The sequence below is a fragment of the Nocardia sp. FDAARGOS_372 genome (genome assembly GCF_002554515.1).
GTDB lineage: Bacteria > Actinomycetota > Actinomycetes > Mycobacteriales > Mycobacteriaceae > Nocardia > Nocardia farcinica.
In genome coordinates, this window is sequence record NZ_PDDW01000001.1 from 6,201,204 (window position 1) to 6,220,237 (window position 19,034).

Genomic DNA, 19,034 nt, shown 5'->3' on the forward strand with positions numbered 1-19,034 from the left:
GCGAGATGAATGGCGAGGTACCCGCGTAACCCAGATGACGACGACAGCGACGACGAGACCTGGGTCGACCTCCCCGCGTCCCCCGGCCTGCGCCTGGTGACGGGTACCGGCTCCGATCCGTCCGTCGACGAGCCAGAGCCGCCCTCGGGCGAGTGCTGGGCCTACCCGCTTCGACATACTCCCACCGCTGCCGAGGGCGGTGGGTTTTCCGGCGGGTGGGGCGGCATCGGGCACCGGCTGCCGGGCGGGGCGTGGGCCGCCCTGGCGGCCCTGGTCGCCGTCCTGGCCGCTGTGCTGGTGGTCTCCGCCGACGAGGGCGGCGATACCGGCCATCAGGCGACGGTCACTACCGCAGCCCCACCCAGCTCGACCACCACTGCGCAGGGCCCGTGCACCGGGCTCACGGGCACCGTGGTCACCGACCGCGCCGGTGATCGCGCCACCCTGGAAGGGCTGATTGCTTCCTTCGAGGCCGCCTACTACATCGACCGAGACGCCGCGAAAGCGATGCTGTTGCTCGCACCCGAGACCGGGATCACCGTCGAGGGACTCGCCGCGGGCATCGCCACCATCCCGCCCGGCACCCGCCACTGTGTCGCGATCACCCCGATCGCAGCGACCGCCGCCACGGTGCACATCGTGGAACTGCATCCGGACCGGACACGAACCGACTACCTCCAGCTGATCAACACCCGCCCCGCCGAACCCGGTGGTGCGCTGGTGATCTCCAACTTCCAAAAGCAAGGATAAGAGGCGGATACCGATGATGAGGCCGGGCTCGCAGGCGCCGTATCTGATCGCTGTGGCCGGACTGAGCCCGCGCGCCGGAACCACCACGACTACCGTCGCGCTGGCACACGCGTGGCCCGGCCCCGAGCCCGCCCTCATCGTGGAAGCCGACCCCGCAGGCGGTCAACTCGCCGACCTGCTCGATCTGGACCCGCATCTCGGGTTGGCGAGCCTGGCCCGGCGCACCGTCACCGGCCAGCCCGTCAGCGCGAACTCGCTCGCCCAGCATGTGCAGTACCTGCCCGGCGGGGAGGCGTTACTGGCCGCGCCGCCAAGCCACGACCCTGCTCGCCCGATCCCGGCCGCTGAACTGCTCACCGGGCCCCACGCGAGCTGGCAGGGATTCGGGGCCACGGTGTTCGCCGATTGCGGTGTCCCCGAGCCGGACTCGCCCCCGCATCCGGTCATCGCCGCCGCCGACGGCAGCCTGTTCGTCGTGCGCGCCGACCACATCGACCCGCACGACGCCGCCCAGCGCATCCTCGACCTCACCCGTCGACGCCGCCTGCGCGGGATCGTGGTCATCGGCGGCAGCACCGCCTATGTCGCCGCGATCGGGTTCCCGGTCGTGGGCGCCCTGCCCGCCTCACGCGCCGGTGCCCGAGCGGTGCTGACCGGCCGCCGGGCACGACGGCACCTGATCACCCCGGCCCGTTCCATCACCACCGCCGTCGACATCCAGCTCCGCGATGACGGCCGCCACGACCTCCTCGCCCACCCGCACACCACCCGAGCTGTCAGACAGTCCCGCCCGAGACACCGCGACGAGGACGGGCCGAGGATCTACAGCATCGACGCCGCACCGATGCCCGCCTCGCGCACCCGTGCGACCGAGCCCGACAACACCGAGCTGCTCCCACCGCTACCAGCGACTGCCCCGGTACTCGCGGCCGAGGCCGAGGATGCCGGCCACACCCGCGAGGACGACCTCGCCGCGGCACCCGAGTCCAGCATCGGCCCGGGGGCCGAGGCCGAAGGCGCCGACATCACACCAGTTTCGGAACCCGCAGGAGATGAGCCAGCGTTGACGGTGCGGGTTTTCGGGCCGACACGGATCTTCTGGCGTGATCCCGATACCGGGGAGAGCGTCGAGATCACCGTGCAGTTGCAGCCCCGCATCCGCGAACTCGTCGCCGTCCTGGCCCTGCACCCAGACGGGCTCTCGCGCCAGCAGCTGATCGAGCTGCTGTGGAGCACACGCTCCCGCGACAAGGGCGGCAGCGCACTCGCGAACACCCTGAGCCGCCTTCGCGCCGCGATCACCACCGCCACCGGCGGGCAGATCACCGACATCCTCGCCGACGACCGCCTCCAATTCCGGCTCTCACCCCAGCTGGTCGGCGTCGACTACTGGGATTTCAACACAGCAGTGGCCGCGCGCCGCCGCGCACGCAGCGACGTCGACCAGGCCGACGCCGCCCGACAGATCGCGGCCCTGGCCACCAGCGAGCTGGCCAGCGATCTCACCGACACCTGGGTCGAAGCCCTGCGCGAATCGGCCCGGCGCACCTCGCTCAACGCCTTGAGCTGGCTGGCCACCCGCAACACCGACAACGACCCCCGCGCCACCCTGGGAATGCTCGAGACAACCGTCGAGAACGACCCCTACAACGAATCGGTCTGGCGGGACCTCCTGCGCCTACACGCCCGCCTCGGCGAAAACGCCGCACTCACCCGCACCTACACCCTCCTGACCAGAAAACTCGCCGAAATCGGCCAGACCCCGAGCCGCGAGACACGAGAACTACTCGACCGACTCCGCCATGCCGAGAAACAATAACGAACCATCGGGAATTTCTCTGATCGCCAATTATCGTTTATCCTATAGGTGCGAGTTCTGCTGGCGAATATCGCGCCGACAACCGCAATACTAATAGCGTTCAAAATGCGGAAATCGTCGGCGTTTTTATGGTTGACGATTTCCTTCTGTTCAATTCTGGAATTGTTGACCGCCTGGGTGGCTCGATGGATATCGATCCGTGGAGTATTCGATGGCCAGGTTCGGTGTGCTGATCCGTGGGGGAATCAAGCCAACCCTCCCCGCCGCCGCATACCCGCAGGTGATGGGCGGTTTATCCGCGCGGATACCAGCGTGGATTGTCTATACACAAAGCTGTATAGACATGCTCGGGCGGTGTCTCGCGGTCCGCTCCCTGTGTCCTCCTGTGTGTCGTTATCTGTCTGCCTCCCGTTCCATGCATCTCCTTTCTCGTTCTATTCCTCATTGTCTTTTATTCTTCCTGGCTTTTGTTGTTCGAGTTGCGGGTGGGCTGGCGAGTGCGTGTGTGTGCCGCGTTCGGGGATTGCCTAGTCGGACTCGCGGTTGTCCGGAAAAATTCCGGAAAATTGAGGCATTTTTGGGGTTGTGAGGCTGTTCGAGGTCGAGCTAGCGTCGACCACGTTCCCGGAATTCGCCGGGAAATTCGCAGAAATCCGAATGGCGGCCACGCCGCACGCATGCCGAAAACCGGCGCGAATTCGGAACGGAATTGCAGGAGTCGCAATGCCCACCACACCCGCCCCCGCCGCCACCACTGCACCGGCCGCCGGTCGCCTGCCCAACGGCGAACTGCGCCGCATGGTCGCCGCCGCGCTGGCCGCCGACCCCGTCCGCGAACAGTCGCCCCGCGAAATCGCCGCCGGGCTGAACCGGTCCTCGGGCGCGGTCGGCAACGCCCTCGAGGCGTTGACGGCCGCCGGGCACGCCGAACGCACCTCGGCCGCGCCCCGCCGCTACCGTGCCACCGCCACCACGGCCACCGCCGCCGCCCCGGCCGCTACTACCCCGGCCCCGGCCGCGCCTGCCACCCCGGCCCCCAGCAAGCCGAAACCGGCCCGCCGCACCAAGAAGACCGCCACCCCGGTCCCGGCCGCGCCCGCCGCCCCGGCGGCCCCGGCCCGCACGGGTAACACGGTGGCCCGACCGAACGGGCAGGACTACCACCTGCGCAAGCTCGCCGGACGCGCCGATGTGGAGGTGTTGCAGACCATGCGCGCGGCCGAGGTGCCGGTGCTGCTGTACGGGCCGCCCGGTACCGGCAAGACCTCGCTCATCGAGGCCGCCTACGGGGACCTGCTCACGGTGCAGGGCGACGGGGACACCACGGTCGCCGATTTCGTGGGCGAGTACACCCAAACCCCCGACGGCCGATTCGTGTTCGTGGACGGGCCCCTCGTCCGCGCGATGAAAGAGGGCCGGGTCCTGTTCATCGACGACGCGACCCTGATCTCGCCGACCGTGCTCGCGGCGGTGTATCCCGCGATGGACGGCCGAAAAGAGCTGGTGGTCAAAGCAACCGGCGAGGTGGTCAAAGCCGAGCCCGGTTTCTTCGTGGTGGCAGGCCACAACCCCGGCGTGCACGGAGCCATCCTTTCCGACGCGCTGAGTTCCCGGTTCGCGTTCCAGGTGCGAGTAGTCAGCGACCTCGACCTCGCCGCCCAGCTCGGGGTGGAACGGCGCGCGGTGAAAGTGGCGCGCGAGCTGGCCGCCCGGCAGGCAAAGGGCGAGGTCGGGTGGGCCCCGCAACTGCGCGAGCTGCTGGCGTTCCGCAAGATCGCCGCCGCCACCGACCCCGACACCGCGATGGCCAACCTCCTCGGGGCCGCCCCGGAAGAGGACCGCGACGTGGTGGCCGCCGTGATGAAAACCGTGTGCGGCACCACCCACACCCCGCTCGCCCTCGGCCCCCGCCTCTAACCGCGCCGCCCACACCTGAGCACACGAAAGGTATTGCCCGCCATGACCGGCCACGTGATCACCGCTCCCGCCCCCGCTAGCCCCGCCGCGCCCGCCACCCCGGGCACCGGCACCGCTTCCGCCCCGGCCCCCGCCGGGGCGGGGGCGGCCCCCGCCGCCACGCCTGCCACCCCCGCCCCGACGTCTGTGTCGGTCACCGGCGGATGGGCCACCCTGTCGGCCGCCATGACCGCCGAGGTTCCGCCGATCGCCGACCGTGACGACCTCACGGTGAGCATCGCCCCCGGTGCCGCGTTCGGGCACCCGGCGGTGTTCGTGCCCGCACTGCGCGCGATCGAACTCGACGGGTCCCGACTCAAGATCGACCCGGCCGCCGCGCGCCCGGCCCGCAACAGTGACCGCAACAACTACCCGGCGGTGTGGGGTGCGTTGGTGCACGAGTGCGCGCACGCCAAACACTCGGTGTGGCGGGCCCCGTTGCTGGCGCACCCGGAGGTGGTGAAGGCGGCGGATTTGCTCGAGGAATCGCGTATCGAGGCCGCCCAGATTCGCCGCCGCCCCGATGACCGGCATTGGTTGCGCGCCAGCGCCACCGAGATCGTGATCGGCGACAACGGCGGCGCGAGCGCCGCCGCGCACCTCCCACGCACCACCTACGCCGCCGCCCACAACGCCGCCCTCGTGCTCGGCCGCATCGACGCCGGGGTTCTGACCGAGTCCGAATGCGCGCCACTGGTGCGCGAGCTCAAGTCCATCCTCGGCACCGACACCCTCGCCGAACTGCGCGCGATCTGGCGTGAGGCGCACACCGTGGCCGATGCCGACACCGCCGCCATGCTCGAACTCGGGCGGCGCTGGTTCGACATCGTGGGCCCCGAGCCGCACGCCACACCGGTACCGAGTTCACTGTTGGGTGCGGCCATCGAGGCCACCGCCGCCGCCATCGCCCGCGAGGTCGCGGCGAACCCGGTACCCGCCGACCCGGCCGAGTCCGCTGCCGCCGCGCGCCAGGCTGCCGCCGCCTCTGCCGAACACGCACAGCTGATGGCCGAGCACGTGTTCGGCGACGGTGCAGCACCGGCCCGCTCGCGCACCGTGGCCCGCACCCGTACCCCGCTGACGACGGAACAGACCGCCGCGCGGGTGCTGGCCCGCGCGCTGGACACCGCCGCCGCCCGCGAACGAGCAAAGGTGAAAACGACCTCGGTGGTGCCGCCGGGGCGGGTGCGGATGCGTGGTGTGTTGGCCCGGCAGGCTCAGCTCGCGGCCGGTGCCATCCCGACGGCCGAACCGTTCACCCGCACCGCCCGCAAAACGAGCCCGTACCCGCCGCTGCAGGTCGGCATCGCGTGCGATGTGTCCTCTTCGATGCGCGCGTTCGCCGCGCCGGTGTCCTCGGCCGCGTGGATCATCGCCCGCGCCGCCGAGCTGGCCGCGATGCCCGCCACCACCGCGACCGTGACCTTCGGCGCGAAGGTCACCCCGGTCACCTACCCGGGCACCGCCCCCGCCCGGGTCGCCGAGTTCGGTTGCCCGGACAAATACCACGCCCTCGCTGCCGCGACGGTCGCACTCGACGGGGCCCTCGGCTTGTCACGGCCCGGCGCGACCCGGCTGCTGGTCGTCATCTCCGACGGCATCTACCGACCCCACGAACGCGAGGCCGCCCAGCGCCGACTCGACGCCGTACGCGCGGCCGGGTGCGCGGTGCTGTGGCTGGCCCCGAACACCGGCAGACGCCCCGGCCGCCCCGGAGCCCCGACTCCGCTGAACGGGGCGACCGTGCACGTGGTCACCGACCCGGCCACCACCGCCACCGCGATCGCCCGCGCCATCACCGCCGCCGTACGCGCCGCCTGAACCTCCGGGCCCCGGGCGCACACCGCGCCCGGGGACCCGGACCGGGCCGCGCTGGTCCCACCGGCGCGGCCCAACCATCACCCACCCACCCGCCCCGCACCCCGGGGCGGCACCACACAGGAGACACCGTGACCGATCCCGCGATTCCCACCACCGCCGCGCTCGACGCGATCTACGTGATCGCCAACGCGGTCACCGGCGACCAGTTCGTCATCTACGGACTCGGCCCGCATGACGGGCGCGGCATGTTCACCGTGGCGCACGTGACCGGCGGCACTGGCGGCTACGCGGCTCCGCGTATCCATCTCGTGCACCCCGACGACATCGCCGCCTACGCCACCGGGGCCGCCAACAGGCTGCGCCAGGGTTCCCACGGGCACGCCGCGACCGTATGGCTCGACCGGACCACCGGCACCCTCCACGAGCGCCTCACCCGATGAACGCGCCAGTGACCCAACCGAACTCGAACCGCGAACAGGAGCACCTCGTGAAAGACACTCGCACCCACGACGAGGACGGCGTCATCAAACCGGGAGCCAAACTCAGCGGCAACGACTACGTCGTGGTGAGGCTGCGCGAGGGCGACGACCCGCCCGGCCGGATCCTGCTGGTACGCAACCCGAGCCGCTGCCACCACGGCTACACCCTCTGCATCGAGTGCGCCGAGAGCTGGGAACTCGACCACCACGTGGACTACGAGCTGACCGGCGGCGGACGACGACTGCGCGAGGACCTCGACACCCAGCAAGCCGCACCCGCGAGCAACGACTCCGCCGAGGACGACCCCGGCGAGCCCAGTACCGAGATGGTCGACTCGTCGCTGGCGCACCCGTGACCGGCTTGCACGTCGAGTCCGCGGCCTCGCCCCCCAACGGGCCCGCGGCGAGGCCGCCGGCCTGAGGTGCCTCGCACTCCGTGAGCCAATGGACGCGAGTCGAATTCCATTCGCGCCGAGGCCATTACGGAATCGGGAGAGAGGAATTCATTTCGGGAACCAATTTCCACATTCCGCTTGACATCACACGCCCTATCGAGCGGTCATGGAAACCGGAACGGCACCGACCACCCGGGGAAATCGCCCCGATCGGAACGCATTCCGTCCCCACCCGGGGACATCACCGAATTCACCAAACCCATTGTTGGAAGGAAACCCCATGTCGAAAACCAAGAACACCGTCGTGGCCACCGCAACGGCCACACCCGCCCCGGAAAACGGGTCGCGGGCCGGTGCCGTGCCAGTGCCGCGCCGCGACAGCACCCGGGCATTGTGGGCGGCGCTGCGCGCCCACCCCGACAGCACCACCGCCGCGCTGGCCGATCTGGCTGGGATCGGCCAGTCGACCGCGCGGCGGCTGCTGGCCCAGTGGGAAACCGCCGGGTGCGCCCAATCCCACACCGACCCCGAATCGCCCCGGGCCGCCAAGACCTGGACCCAGGGTGCGGGCACACCCGCCGCCATCGAACCGGACCCGGCCGCCCCCGCCCCGCCTGCCGAACCGGAACCGGCCCCCGCCGCGCCCGCCGACCCCGGCCCGGCCGAACCCGCCACGCCCGAGCCGGTTTCATCCGAGACGGCCGCACCGGTCGCCTCGTCTCCCGAAACCACCGAGCCCGCACCTGAATCCGCCACCGCGACGACGGCGGCGGGAGTGCCCACGCTGCACAGCGCCGAGGCACGGGCGCTGTGGGAGGCCCTGGAGACCCATCCCGGCAGTACCTCCGCCGAGTTGGCGAAAGCCGCACGCATCGACATCGGTGCGGTGCGGCATCTGCTGACCGAGTGGGAACTCGCCGGGGCCGCGTGGGCGGCCACCGACCCGGGCAAGTCACGAACCAAGACGGTTCGCTGGACCGCCGGAGCGAAAACCGACCAGACCCCGGCTGCGCCCGAGCCCGTCACGACCGAACCTGCGGGCACCGCACCGGCCGACCCGGCGACCCCGGAACCCGTTGCGCCCGAACCGGCCACGCCCGCCGCACAGGCAACCCCGGCCGACCCCACGCCCGACACCACGGCGGAGACGGCCGTAGCGGCCCCCACGGGCGACGAAACCGCCACCGTGGCCCCGCACCCCCCGGCGGCGGCCGACAACGGTGCTGCGGTGGACGCGGAGTCGACCGCTGAACGCCTGCCCGCCGGTGCGCTGCGCGGGCAGGTCGAGGACTTCCTGCACGAAAACCCCGGAAAGGAGTTCACCCCACACCAGATCGGCAAAGCCCTGGCTCGGTCCAGCGGCGCGGTCCACAACGCCCTGGTCAAGTTGACCGATGGCGGAACCGCGCGCCAGACCAGCACGGCCCCTAAGAAATTCACTCTCGCGTCCTGAAACTGGGCGATGCCGGAATCCCCGGAGAAGGTAGCTCCGGGGAGTCCGACACCGCCCGCTCAATCTAACCTTTGAGAAAGGTGCTCGACTATGTACTCCACCCCAACCCCCGCCATCCTGGGTGCGGCCCTGTACCGGGTGTACGCCGACTCCAGCCATGCCCCCGACAGCCTCGAGCTGTGGATCGCCATCGCCGAGACGGCGGTGCGGGAACTGCAGATGCCCGTGCTGGCCTCGCTGGTGCCGTGGGTGCCGATCGCGTTGCGCTACGAGCAGGTGACCACCGACGGTGAGTTCTTCCCGCACAGCGGTGCGGTGCGTGTCATGTCCGGCCCGTTGACGGGCACCCTCTACGGCGACCTCGAGACCGCCGCTCGCGAGGTGGTCGTGGCAACCCTGGACCAACTGCCCGAACAGGAAAGCGGGGACACCAGCGACGGCGGCAGTGACGGTGACGAGCAGACCGTGACCGTGTACAGGGCGTTGCCGTCGTGGCGGTTCCGCAACGACAGGGGCCCGGCCGCGCCGGGCCTGCGCGCGGTGCCGCCACTCATCTCCTGACCCGCCTACCCGCTGAAACGGCCCGTGGTGCCGAGCATTCCGCTCGGCACCACGGGCCGTTTGCTGTGCACTGTGCAGGACAGCGGCTACCTGGCTGCGGGCGATGGCCCTGTTGGGTCTGGTTGGGGCAGTACGTGCCCGGTTGGGCACTTTGCTGGTGGCGACGATCATGAGTGTCGCCGTTCGGGGGCGGTGCACCGTGGCTCGTGGTGGGTTGTCGCCGTTGTGCCCGGCCGTAGTGTCAGTGCTCGGCGTTACTGTCGGGCCATGTTTGGTGGGCGATATCGCGGGCCGTGGGACCGGGCACCGAAACCTGGATCATCAGTCTCGGAAAGGGACACCTTCGCAGCATTGAATCTCGTGCTCGGCACCGGTGTCCTCGGGCCACCGGGGTGGGTGAAGCCGGACATGGCGTTCTCGATCCAGGGCGAGAGAGGCGAATACGACCTGCTCGTGGAGTATGACGGCGAGTACTGGCACCGCCACCACGAGCGCCGCGACCTCGCCAAATACCCTCGTGACGGGTACGACTTCGATGTGATGCGGCTTCGCCTTCAGCCATTGCGCAGATTGCGACCGGCCGACATCAGCGTTCCGAGCCGTGTCGATGCGACAACATGCGCGAGGCTCGCGCTGCTACACCTCGCCCACCGTCCGCCGCCCTTCCTGATCTCGGAGCCGCTATTGGAACGGATCGGCTTCTACCTGCAATTCTGTGCGAGGCCGCTGGGCGAGGACGACATCGCGTGCGGGCTGTGCGCCGAGCTCGACCACCTCCTAACCAAGGGCCTCGGGCCCTACCCCGAGGGGCGTGGCTGGCTGAATGAAAGCCATCCCTCGCTGTGGGACTTCATGAACCGGGCTCGTGAGTTGTCGGAGAGGTGCCTCGAAGCCGAGGGCTTGTGGGTGCCTGACCCGGACGAGCGCGGATGGGAACAACGGGAGGTCGACGCTGTGTCTCCGAAGTTCAGGCGACGTCACCAGATCGCGCTCGGGCATCACAGCGTTCGCGACGTCGAGGCTGCCTTGACCGAGTAGTCGATCTGTGGACCTGCGTCGCAGCGGCCGATAAGTGGCGAGCAAAGTGCTCGCCACTATCGGCCGTCCGATCAGTCGTCCTCCTCGTCCTCGTTGCGGGTGGCGGCAGCGTCGGCCCGGTCGGCGAAACCAGACGTCGCTGTCGGTGAGCCCGGATCGCGATCGGCCGCAGCGCTGATGCGATCCGCGGACTCGCGGTCCATGTCTTTACCCACGACGATCACCTTCCGAAAGAGAACGGGATTGTTCGCGCCCGTGTCCTGGGAAGGAGCCGTCACCGGCGGGTGTGCGGCGAGCCCAGGCATAGGAGCGCTCTCGCGGTCTCGTTAGCCTGGGTCGAGGTGTGCACGACGTCTACCGCCGGATTCCGGTCGCCGTGAAGGCCGCCGCACGGTGCGCCGACTCGCACGGTGCGGCGGTTCGTTGGTCATAGTCTCGCCACGTTTCGAGGCACACCGACCGCTGAGCGTGCCTTACCCGAGAACCGCACCGCCGACGCCCGGCGAAGGCAACGTCGACATCCCGTCTCTCCAGTATCGCCGCACGCCTCCGGCCCGGCCACCCCCACAAGCGGCCGTTCTTCGGCAGACCGCGTCCGCCGCCACCGGCCGCTGTCTGCCCGTCCGAGGTTGTCAGTCCATCTCTCTAACATGCCCACCGTGACTACACGCAGGGGAGTAAGGGGCCGAAACTGATGAAAGAGAACTGGAGTGAATTTGTACCGTTCCTGGCGGTACTGACGATGTTGCAGCTCGGCTCAATGGGGATCGCGAAGACGATCGGAGCAATGCCATACAAGAAACTTGACAGGTTCGCGAAATGCATCGAGGGTGCAGTCAGCTTGGCTTCCGCGTCAATCATTGGCATTGTGGTGTGGTCGGTAATGGTCGAGAAGCCCGGCACGAGAATCGTTCTCGATTCTGAGGAGTCACGAAGCCAGACCGTGTCAGACATGGCCGGTGCCTACGTCTTTCTGTGTGTGGTGTTTCTAATTGCAATATCGGTGTTCAGCTTCGGATCCTTCAGGGCCAAACTGGTTACCGGTGCATTCGTCATATTTGCCCTGTTGGTAAATGTTTCTGCGCTGACGAGTTTCAATTTTGTCGGATATCTTAGGTCGGCGACCGTGATCGCCGAGGCTGTGTTGCCTACGGTGATCTCGGGCATAATCTGTGCACATATTGTCTGGATCGTCTCGCCGTCCGGGTGGCGTGCATTCGTGCGCCAGCAATTACTCAAGGTTCAGGGCAGCCTGGCTGCCCGCAAAAACCGGACTATTCAATGGCTTGAGCCATCGGCGGACTGACCAACCATCAAGTCGACTAGGGCCGCAGCGGTGCTTGATGTCGCTGGGCTCACCCGGCCGCCTCGGAACATTCCAGTGGGATCCTGGCAGTCCTCGTCGGGTCCTTCGGCAGGCAGTGCACCTGCTGTCGGCGTAGCCTCGACATGATCCCCGGCTCATCCCCTCCGAGCCGGGGATCAGGTCCACCCGTGAAGCCCTCGCCGCGTGCCCGGCAACTATGACCGGGCACGACGGGGAGGACGCCGGTGACGAGGCCGACCTTTGCGGTGAAGGTGTTGCCGTTGTGGCGCTTCCGCGATACTGGTGCCCCGGCCTCGTTCACCGATCCGCCGCTGCACAGCGCATCGGACTGCGCGGCGCACGATGCTCGGGGTTGTCGTGGCAGCGGCTATTTTGTGCCGTCGATAGTCGCGACGATCCAGTCGGACAACGCCGGGGCGACGGTGGCGTAGCGGGTGGAGTCGAACACCGTGGTGTCGCCGTCTCGCGGGTCCACGCCGGTGCCTGTGGTGGTGCTTGCCGTGTCGATTCCGAGGGTGGCGGTGTAGGTCTGGGTGAGTGTGGGGAACGTGGTGCCGGTGAACGCGGTTGCGGTGGCTGCGAGTAGGTCGGCGGCGATCGGTGCAAGCCCTGTCAGGGTCAAGAACGCGGCGACGGGGTCGCCTTTCGCGAGGGTCTCGGCGGCGGTCCAGGCGATCTCCTGGGCTTGGCCGATGTCGGTGGCTATGCGGGAGATGTCGAGTCCGGCCAGGACGCCGACGATCTCGGCCGCGATCAACGCGACCCCGGTGGTGTCCAAGGGTGCGGCCAGTTTCAAGGCTCGGGCGACCAGGCGCAGATCGAGTCCAGCGGTCATCTGGACGAGCGGGTTGAACTGGTTGTTCAGGTCACCCGAGACACGGTGCAGGCCGGGCACGTCATTGCTGGCAAGCAGTCCGGGCAGCTCGGCGAGGTCGGCCAAGATCGCGGGCACGTTCGCGGTGAAGCTGGCCAGGCCGCGCAGGACGGTGACGACCTGGGCCAGGACTTGGGACACGCTGATCTGTCCGGTCGAGTCCGACCCGATGCTGATGGTCGGTGTGCTCGTCGTGGTGGCGGGGGCTTTTGTCGTGGTGGTGGGCGAGGTAGTGCTGGTGAGGGCTGGGGTGGTGGTCGTGGTGGCGGTGGTGAGGGCGCGGCTCACCGCGGCGAGGACGGGCGAGGACTCGGCGGTGGTCGAGCAGTAGCTGTCGCCGTCGAGGCACAGAGTGCGGACCCGATCGGCCAGCTCGCCGAAGCCCTGCGCGCGTGGCCCGGTGACACCCTGCCCCGAGACCGGGGTACCGAGCTGGGCGGTGGCCGGGTCGCGGCGCGGGTCCGAGACAAGAGCGACCGCCAGCACTCGCGAGGCCGGGATCGGGCCGCCTCTGTTGCCGAGGACGGTGGCGAGGTCGCCGGCGACCTCGGCGCCTTGGCCGTAGCCGGCCACAACGACTCGCGTGTCCGAGCACAGCCCTTTCACCGCCGCGGTGAGGTCGGCTCCGCTCACCGACCCCGCACCGGCGGAAGGCGCGAGGGCGCGAACCTCGATGTCGGTGCCGTAGCGGGCGGTGAGTGATTCCCCGAGCTGGGTGAGGATCCCGTTCGTGGCCTGTCCGGCGGTCGAGGTTGTCTCGTAGGTGCCCGGTGCCAGTAGCGCGGTCCAGCGCGGGCACTGGGTACCGGTGCGGTCGGGTGTTGGTTCTGCGGCGGCGACACCGGCCGTCATGGTGGTCGCGGTGACGGCCGTGCACAGGACGACGCGGATGGTTCGAGAGTGGTTGTGGCGCATGGATGTTCTCCGTTCGGGAGTTGGTGTTCAGGGCGCGGCTGGGGAGTTGTTGTTGTGGGCGGGTGTGGGTCGGATGGCGGTGTAGTAGTCGTCTCCGGGCCACCGGTAGGGCGAGACTTGGACGGGTTCGCTGAAGGTGGGTGCGTGCACCATCTGGCCTGCGCCGAGGTAGATGCCGACGTGGTGGACGTCGCCGCCGGTGCTGTAGAAGACGAGGTCGCCGGGGGCGAGTTGGTTCTCGGGTACCGGTGTGCCGGTGTGGACTTGGTCGTAGGTGGTGCGGGGGATGGAGATCCCGGCGGCGCGGTAGGCGGCTTGGGTGAGTCCGGAGCAGTCCCAGCCGCCGTTCACCTCGGGCCCGTTGCCGCCCCACACGTACGGCAGGCCGAGCTGGGCGCAGGCGAAGGAGATCGCCTGTGCGGCTGTCGGATTCACCGGTGCGGTGGTGGTGCAGTCGCCGCCGGAGGTGTCGGGTGTGGTTGCGCGGTAGCGGGCCGCCTGGTCGAGGACCTGGTCGACGTACCAGTCGGCGTGGTTGTAGGCGAAGATCGCGCTGTACATGTCCTCGGGCGCGCCGGAGTCGCACAGGTAAAAAGCGGCGGCGTGGATGGCGTCGGAGGCGTTGTAGCGCGAGGGCGGACTCGCTCCACCAGCGGGCAGCGGATGCCGGGCGATGACCGAGTCGAAGGTGGGAGCGAGGAACTGCATCGGCCCACCGGCCCCGGAGCTGTTCTCGCCGGAGGAAACTCCCGGCAGGGTGGAACGGCCGTGGTCGGTTTCGATCTTGCCGATCGCGGCCAGCACCGACCAGTCCAGGCCGGAGCAGTCCCCGGCGGCGGCTTGGTAGAGCACGAGCATCTCGGCTGGAATGTCTTGCTGGGCTTCGGTGCTCGGGGTCGAGCCGGTGCCAGTCGAGCCCCCGGGGGCGGGTGCGAGCGCGTGGTCGAACACGACGACGGCGCTGACGACAGTCGCGATGACGACGGTGAGGAACACGAACGCGCCGAATCCTGCGCCGAGGGTCTTGACCAGCATCAGAGCTTCACCACGACTCGGAGCGGGGCGGCTGGGGTGGCGGTGGGGAGAGGGTGATGATGCCGCCCAGCGCGGTCGGTTCCGGGTCGATCTCCTCGGCCGGTGGCGTGCGTCGGGGCCACGCGGCGGCGAGGTGGTGCAGGCGTTTGCGTTCGCTGTCGGTGCCCAGCGGCAGCCACACCTGCTCGGCGGGGCTGGCCTGCGCGCCGGGCGAGACAAGTTCAGCGGCAGCGGTCGCCACGGGCATGGCCTCCGGGTCGGGGAGTCGCTCCCACGTCCGGTGCAATGCCGCGCGGGTTCTGGTCTCTCGGGCGATGCTCGGTACCCAGAACAGGACCGGGGTGATGAGGCCGGTGGTGCGGGCCAGCTCGGCGAAGCCGTTCAGTTTGGCCGCGACCTTGGACAGCTCTCGGGTGGTGTCGAGGTCGTATTCGAGGAAGAAGTCCAGGGTCGTCTCGGCGTAGGTGTAGCGGCCGAAGGCGTCGGGGTGGGCGAGGTCTCCCCAGAGGCGTTCGCAGCGGGTCTGCGACCACCACGCCCGCACGTGTGAGGGTTCGCCGCGCTGGTCGCGGGCGGGGTGGGCGATCAGGGCGGTGAACCAGTCGGCCACGCCGAGGGTGTGGCTCAGGTGCAGGCTGTGGGAGACGGCGAGGGCGCGTTGGTGGTTGTAGCCCAGCTCGCGCAGGGTGATCCCAGCTTCCGCGGCGAGCACCCCGGCACCGACCGGGGCGAGGACCCAGTGCATCGGCGCGCTTCCCCGAGTCCGCAACGGCCGGAACCTGTCCACCACGCCGTAGCGGTGCAGCAGAGTCAGGCGTCGCAACGCCTTGGCAGGGGTGGGGAAGGCGAGGGCGGCGAGCTGGTTGGTGGTCAGGACGCGGTGCTCGTGCAGCATCCGCAGGAGCCACCGGTCTCGCTCGGTCAACTTCCCGACGAGCGCGGTCAGGTCGAGCGGTCGGGGTCGGGGCCGGGTATCGGGTCGTGGGCGGCGGCTGTCGGCTTGCTGGGCGGGGCGGGAAAGCATCTGTGGCACTGCCTTTCTCGGGTGGTCAGGTTGGACGGGTGAGGGTTGGGCGGCGGGAGGGCTGAGTCAGTCGGTGGGGCCTAGGGCAGGCGTGGAGGCTGGGGCGGCCAGGCGGGCACGGGCGGCGGCGGCGATCTCGCGGGCGCGGCCCGGGATCGGCGGGTCGAGCGGGCGGGTGGTGAGGGTGAAGGGGCGGGCGTTGCGGCCGTCGACCAGCAGGCGGGCGGCGGCGTGGAAGGCGTCCAGGTGTGACAGGTCGTGTTCGGACAGCCACGGGTCGGTGTGTCGGGCGAGATCGCGCGCGTCGTCGGGTGACACGGCGAAGATGACCTTGTTTCGGGCGTTGGCCGAGATGCCGTCGCGCAGCTCCCGCGAGAGTTGGCCGAGGTTTTGGTGGGCCAGTAGCAGCGACAACCGAAGTCCTCGGGCTTCGGCGAGCATGTCTTCGATCGGCGTGGACAGGTTCAAGAAGTTCTGCGCCTCGTCGAGCACGAGGGCGGCGTCAGGCCGGTCGGCCGACGGCACCCTGGCTCGCGCGGTAACGGCCTGCCAGGTCCGCGCTACCAGCAGCGACCCGACCAGGCGCGAGGTTTCCTCTCCGAGTGAGCCTTTCGGCAGTCGGGCGAGGCAGATGCCGCCGTTGTCGAGGATGTCGGCGAACTCGACCGTGCTGGGTCCGCCCGCTATGGCCGAACGCACGAATGGGCGCAGCAGGAACGCCCGAAGTTTGTTCAACAGCGGGCCGGTGAGTTGGGCGCGTCCGGTGTCGGAGAGTTTTTCGTAGGCGTCCCAGAATCCCCGCAGGACGGGGTCTTTGGTGGCGCGGGTGACTCGGGATCGGAAGGCGGTTTCGGTGAGCAGTCGGGGTAGGTCGGCCAGGGTGGCGGTGCCGGGTTGTGCGCAGAGGGTGAGCAGGCTGGCGCGCATGATGTCGTCGGTGCGTGGTCCCCACCATTGGTGGAAGATGCGGTGGAAGACGGTGACGAGGTTGTCGACGGCGAGATCGGTTCCCGCGCGCCCGATCCGGCCGATATCGAGCGGATTCACACACGGCGGCGGAGCGGGGGAGTCGGCGTCGAAGAGCACCACCCGCTCACCCATCCGCGACGGCAGCCGAGACAGGACGTCGGTGACGAGGTCACCTTTGGGGTCGATGACGATCACCCCGCGCCCGGCCTCGGCGTCGTCGAGGATCGTGCGCGCCAACAACGTGGACTTGCCGACGCCGGTGGGGCCGAGGATGTGCAGGTGGTGGCGGGCATCGGAGATCTTCACCGCGACCGGCCGGCGAGTACCGGTATCAGCCATCCCGAGCGGTTTGGTGTGCTCGCCGCCGACGGGGATGTCCGGGGCGGGGGACAGGGCGCGGGCTCCGGCGCGCTGCAGGCCCGGTAGCCCGTCGTCGGTGGGTAGATGCGCGATCGTGGCCAGCTCGGGCACCGACAGCACGTCCCCACGCCCGAGCCGCCGTTGCCGGATCAATCGCTCCAGGCGGTAGGGGCGACGGCGTCGCCGGTAGTAGTTGTGGTCGGTGCAGGCTCCGAACACGGTGGCGAGAGCATCAGCGCGCCCGCGCGCCACCGCCCTCGCCTGTGCCGCCGAATTGACCTGCTCGGGCTCGGTGGAGATCGGGATCGAGGCGGCGTAGCGCACGATCGTCTCCCAGTGCGCGCCTCGGGCTTTGGCCGCTGCCGCGCGTGCGGCGGCACTGTTCTCCAGCGACATCTGCCGGTCGGTGCCTCTTCCGTGCCCCGCCCCACCTCCAGCGGCGGTGGCGCGGGCGTCGCGCGCCGATCCCGTGCCGGGTGTGAGCAGGTTCAGCGCCTCGCACAGCAGTCCCACCACGACTCCCGCTCGAGTGCTGGTGCTCGCCGCGGCGCGGGTGGCTCGGGCGACGCGGCGGCCGGTGACGGGGCGGGCGAGGATCTGCACACAGGTGGCCTGACCGGGGGCCAGGTCGTCGGCGGCGGTGATCAGGTTGCGCACCAGATCCCCGGAGTGGTCTGTGCTCAACGGGAGTCCTTCGCGGCGGCCGAGCCGCAACTCCCCTCCCGCGACAACTCGCCGCACACCCTTCACCGGGGTCGGCAGCGGATGCCGGGCAGGTTCGAGGGTGTCGGTGTGTGCGCCGGGCCAGGCCGAAGCGATGGCGCGTTCGATGAGTCCGGGTGGGATCGCACCCGGCACCCAGAGCCGGATCGCGGCCCCTTCCTCTGGGGTGACGGTGTACTCGAACCCGAGATGTGGTTGCCCCAGCAGGGTTCTCGCCCAAGCGGGGCGGAGTTGCCCGATGAGGTGAGCCCAGAAGCTGAGCGCGCCTTTGGCATCGACGTCGGGTGGAGTGAGCACCGTGATCTGGCGGGCACGCGCACTCAGCCGGCCTCGCCGCCACCGGGCCACGAGCCGGACCGCGGCGAGCACCGCGACACAGGCTGCGACGACGAACAGCCCATCGGTCGAAGTGACGGTGTGGTGCAGCGTCTCGGCGAGGTCGCCCACGGCCCGGCCGGGCGCGAGGAGCGCCCGACCGAGCCACCCGTGGCCGGGGTCGTGTGCGGTATTCACGAGGCAACCGACCCGGGGTCGATCTCGGTGGACGGCAGAGTCGCCGCGCTGCCGAACGGGAATCGGCCTGCCGCGCGGCGGCGTTCGCTCGCCTCGTCGGCGTCGGGCTTGCGCAGGATGATGACGTCCTCGTGGGCGATGAGATGCATCGGCAACCCGGCCGCGCGCTGCTTGACGATGAAGTCGCGCTGGAAGAACGAACTGCGAGCAATGAGTTCGCCCTCGGACAAGCGACCCAGCAGCGCCACGCACCGCTCCACCGGCACGAGTCCGGCCAGCTCGCCGCAGGTGTAGAGGTGGGCAGGCAAAGGCACGAGTTCGGCGTGCTGCCGCCACGGCCGCGCGGTGATCACCACATACCCACCGGGAGCCAGGTATTCGGACGCACCGGCCAGGATCTTGGTGAACCCGGACAACAGGCGGCCGAGGCCGACGTTGGCGAGGTTGCCCCGATCCAGCACCGCGCCGTAGCGGTGGTTCTTCTTGAGAACCGGGTCTTTGCGGTTGGCGCGCACGTGCCCGTGCAGAGAATCGCCGTAAGGCGGGGAGGTGATGACCAGACGTGCCTGACCGCGCAGCTCGGCCGGGATCAGCTCACCCAGCTTGCGGGCGTCGCCGTGGAAGACGTCTGCGGCGAGATCGATCCCGGCCTCGCGAGCGAGCTCGATGTTGGTACGCGCCAGCTCCGCCCACCGACCCTCGTACTCCACACCCACCGCGCGGCGGCCCAGATGCAGCGACTCGACGAGGGTGGTGCCGATCCCGCACATCGGGTCCAGCACGAGGTCCCCAGGACGGGTGTAGGTGGCGACCGCATGCTGCACGATGGCTGGGAACATCTTCGCGGGATGCGCGGTGCTGTCGGGGTGATAACGGCCCCGCCGCTGCGCGGTGGGCGCGGTCTGCGCGGTGGCCCACACCGACACCGGCGCGACGGCCGGACCGGTCTGTACGGGGCTGCCGGAGTCGATGTCGGTGGTGTCGGTGGTGGCCGGTTCGAGCGTCATTTGGATGTCCTTCGC

16 protein-coding genes are annotated in these 19,034 nt (G+C 69.5%); 10 read left to right on the plus strand and 6 right to left on the minus strand.

Annotated features, from left to right (window positions below):
- Positions 1–9 precede the first annotated feature (9 nt).
- The 9 genes from CRM89_RS28730 to CRM89_RS28775 all read left to right on the plus strand — a co-directional run bounded on the left by CRM89_RS28730 (position 10) and on the right by CRM89_RS28775 (position 10,272).
- Positions 10–750, plus strand: a complete 741-nt coding sequence (locus tag CRM89_RS28730; protein ID WP_098086773.1) for a hypothetical protein — start codon at positions 10–12, stop codon at positions 748–750.
- 13 nt (positions 751–763) lie between these two features.
- Complete coding sequence (locus CRM89_RS28735; RefSeq protein WP_098086774.1) at positions 764–2,569, plus strand: BTAD domain-containing putative transcriptional regulator; 1,806 nt, start codon at positions 764–766, stop codon at positions 2,567–2,569.
- Between the two features lie 723 nt (positions 2,570–3,292).
- Positions 3,293–4,486 (plus strand): AAA family ATPase, encoded by a 1,194-nt coding sequence (locus CRM89_RS28740; protein ID WP_098086775.1) that lies wholly within the window; start codon positions 3,293–3,295, stop codon positions 4,484–4,486.
- Between the two features lie 42 nt (positions 4,487–4,528).
- Positions 4,529–6,346: a VWA domain-containing protein gene (locus CRM89_RS28745; RefSeq protein WP_253805113.1), complete on the plus strand. Its 1,818-nt coding sequence runs from the start codon at positions 4,529–4,531 to the stop codon at positions 6,344–6,346.
- Between the two features lie 128 nt (positions 6,347–6,474).
- Positions 6,475–6,786: a hypothetical protein gene (locus CRM89_RS28750; protein WP_098086776.1), complete on the plus strand. Its 312-nt coding sequence runs from the start codon at positions 6,475–6,477 to the stop codon at positions 6,784–6,786.
- A gap of 47 nt (positions 6,787–6,833) precedes the next feature.
- Positions 6,834–7,181 (plus strand): hypothetical protein, encoded by a 348-nt coding sequence (locus tag CRM89_RS28755; protein WP_127516368.1) that lies wholly within the window; start codon positions 6,834–6,836, stop codon positions 7,179–7,181.
- Positions 7,182–7,500: 319 nt separating this feature from the next.
- Complete coding sequence (locus CRM89_RS30170; protein ID WP_107646883.1) at positions 7,501–8,673, plus strand: hypothetical protein; 1,173 nt, start codon at positions 7,501–7,503, stop codon at positions 8,671–8,673.
- Between the two features lie 90 nt (positions 8,674–8,763).
- On the plus strand, positions 8,764–9,234 hold the full coding sequence (locus CRM89_RS28770) for a hypothetical protein (RefSeq protein WP_098086779.1): 471 nt from the start codon (positions 8,764–8,766) through the stop codon (positions 9,232–9,234).
- Positions 9,235–9,585: 351 nt separating this feature from the next.
- Positions 9,586–10,272: a hypothetical protein gene (locus CRM89_RS28775; RefSeq protein ID WP_127516370.1), complete on the plus strand. Its 687-nt coding sequence runs from the start codon at positions 9,586–9,588 to the stop codon at positions 10,270–10,272.
- Between the two features lie 71 nt (positions 10,273–10,343).
- Here CRM89_RS28775 and CRM89_RS30175 read toward each other — a convergent pair whose 3' ends face one another.
- Positions 10,344–10,496 (minus strand): hypothetical protein, encoded by a 153-nt coding sequence (locus tag CRM89_RS30175; RefSeq protein WP_172964596.1) that lies wholly within the window; start codon positions 10,494–10,496, stop codon positions 10,344–10,346.
- A gap of 470 nt (positions 10,497–10,966) precedes the next feature.
- On the opposite strand from CRM89_RS30175, the gene CRM89_RS28780 reads away from it, so the two are divergent.
- Positions 10,967–11,578 (plus strand): hypothetical protein, encoded by a 612-nt coding sequence (locus CRM89_RS28780; protein WP_098086781.1) that lies wholly within the window; start codon positions 10,967–10,969, stop codon positions 11,576–11,578.
- A 388-nt stretch (positions 11,579–11,966) separates the two neighbouring features.
- Here the strand turns inward: CRM89_RS28780 and CRM89_RS28785 are convergent, their stop codons facing one another.
- The 5 genes from CRM89_RS28785 to CRM89_RS28805 all read right to left on the minus strand — a co-directional run bounded on the left by CRM89_RS28785 (position 11,967) and on the right by CRM89_RS28805 (position 19,019).
- Positions 11,967–13,388: a cutinase family protein gene (locus CRM89_RS28785; RefSeq protein ID WP_098086782.1), complete on the minus strand. Its 1,422-nt coding sequence runs from the start codon at positions 13,386–13,388 to the stop codon at positions 11,967–11,969.
- A 27-nt stretch (positions 13,389–13,415) separates the two neighbouring features.
- On the minus strand, positions 13,416–14,423 hold the full coding sequence (locus CRM89_RS28790) for a bifunctional lysozyme/C40 family peptidase (protein ID WP_098086783.1): 1,008 nt from the start codon (positions 14,421–14,423) through the stop codon (positions 13,416–13,418).
- Between the two features lie 7 nt (positions 14,424–14,430).
- Positions 14,431–15,348 carry a replication-relaxation family protein gene (locus CRM89_RS28795; protein WP_172964597.1) on the minus strand — a complete coding sequence of 306 codons (918 nt, stop codon included), beginning with the start codon at positions 15,346–15,348 and terminating at the stop codon, positions 14,431–14,433.
- Between the two features lie 165 nt (positions 15,349–15,513).
- A complete protein-coding gene (locus tag CRM89_RS28800) occupies positions 15,514–18,012 on the minus strand; it encodes a type IV secretory system conjugative DNA transfer family protein (RefSeq protein ID WP_098086785.1) in 2,499 nt (832 codons plus the stop codon).
- Positions 18,009–19,019, minus strand: coding sequence for a TRM11 family methyltransferase (locus CRM89_RS28805; RefSeq protein WP_098086786.1), 1,011 nt, complete (start codon positions 19,017–19,019; stop codon positions 18,009–18,011). The genes CRM89_RS28800 and CRM89_RS28805 overlap by 4 nt, the downstream gene beginning before the upstream one ends.
- Positions 19,020–19,034 lie beyond the last annotated feature (15 nt).

What these genes read in the sequence shown, in the direction of transcription:
- CRM89_RS30170 (WP_107646883.1), top strand. Translation starts at nt 7,501, where the DNA reads ATGTCGAAAACCAAGAACACCGTCGTGGCCACCGCAACGGCCACACCC.
- CRM89_RS28730 (WP_098086773.1), top strand. Translation starts at nt 10, where the DNA reads ATGGCGAGGTACCCGCGTAACCCAGATGACGACGACAGCGACGACGAG.
- CRM89_RS28805 (WP_098086786.1), bottom strand. Translation starts at nt 19,019, where the DNA reads ATGACGCTCGAACCGGCCACCACCGACACCACCGACATCGACTCCGGC.
- CRM89_RS28790 (WP_098086783.1), bottom strand. Translation starts at nt 14,423, where the DNA reads ATGCTGGTCAAGACCCTCGGCGCAGGATTCGGCGCGTTCGTGTTCCTC.
- CRM89_RS28770 (WP_098086779.1), top strand. Translation starts at nt 8,764, where the DNA reads ATGTACTCCACCCCAACCCCCGCCATCCTGGGTGCGGCCCTGTACCGG.
- CRM89_RS28740 (WP_098086775.1), top strand. Translation starts at nt 3,293, where the DNA reads ATGCCCACCACACCCGCCCCCGCCGCCACCACTGCACCGGCCGCCGGT.
- CRM89_RS28735 (WP_098086774.1), top strand. Translation starts at nt 764, where the DNA reads ATGATGAGGCCGGGCTCGCAGGCGCCGTATCTGATCGCTGTGGCCGGA.
- CRM89_RS28785 (WP_098086782.1), bottom strand. Translation starts at nt 13,388, where the DNA reads ATGCGCCACAACCACTCTCGAACCATCCGCGTCGTCCTGTGCACGGCC.
- CRM89_RS28745 (WP_253805113.1), top strand. Translation starts at nt 4,529, where the DNA reads ATGACCGGCCACGTGATCACCGCTCCCGCCCCCGCTAGCCCCGCCGCG.
- CRM89_RS28780 (WP_098086781.1), top strand. Translation starts at nt 10,967, where the DNA reads ATGAAAGAGAACTGGAGTGAATTTGTACCGTTCCTGGCGGTACTGACG.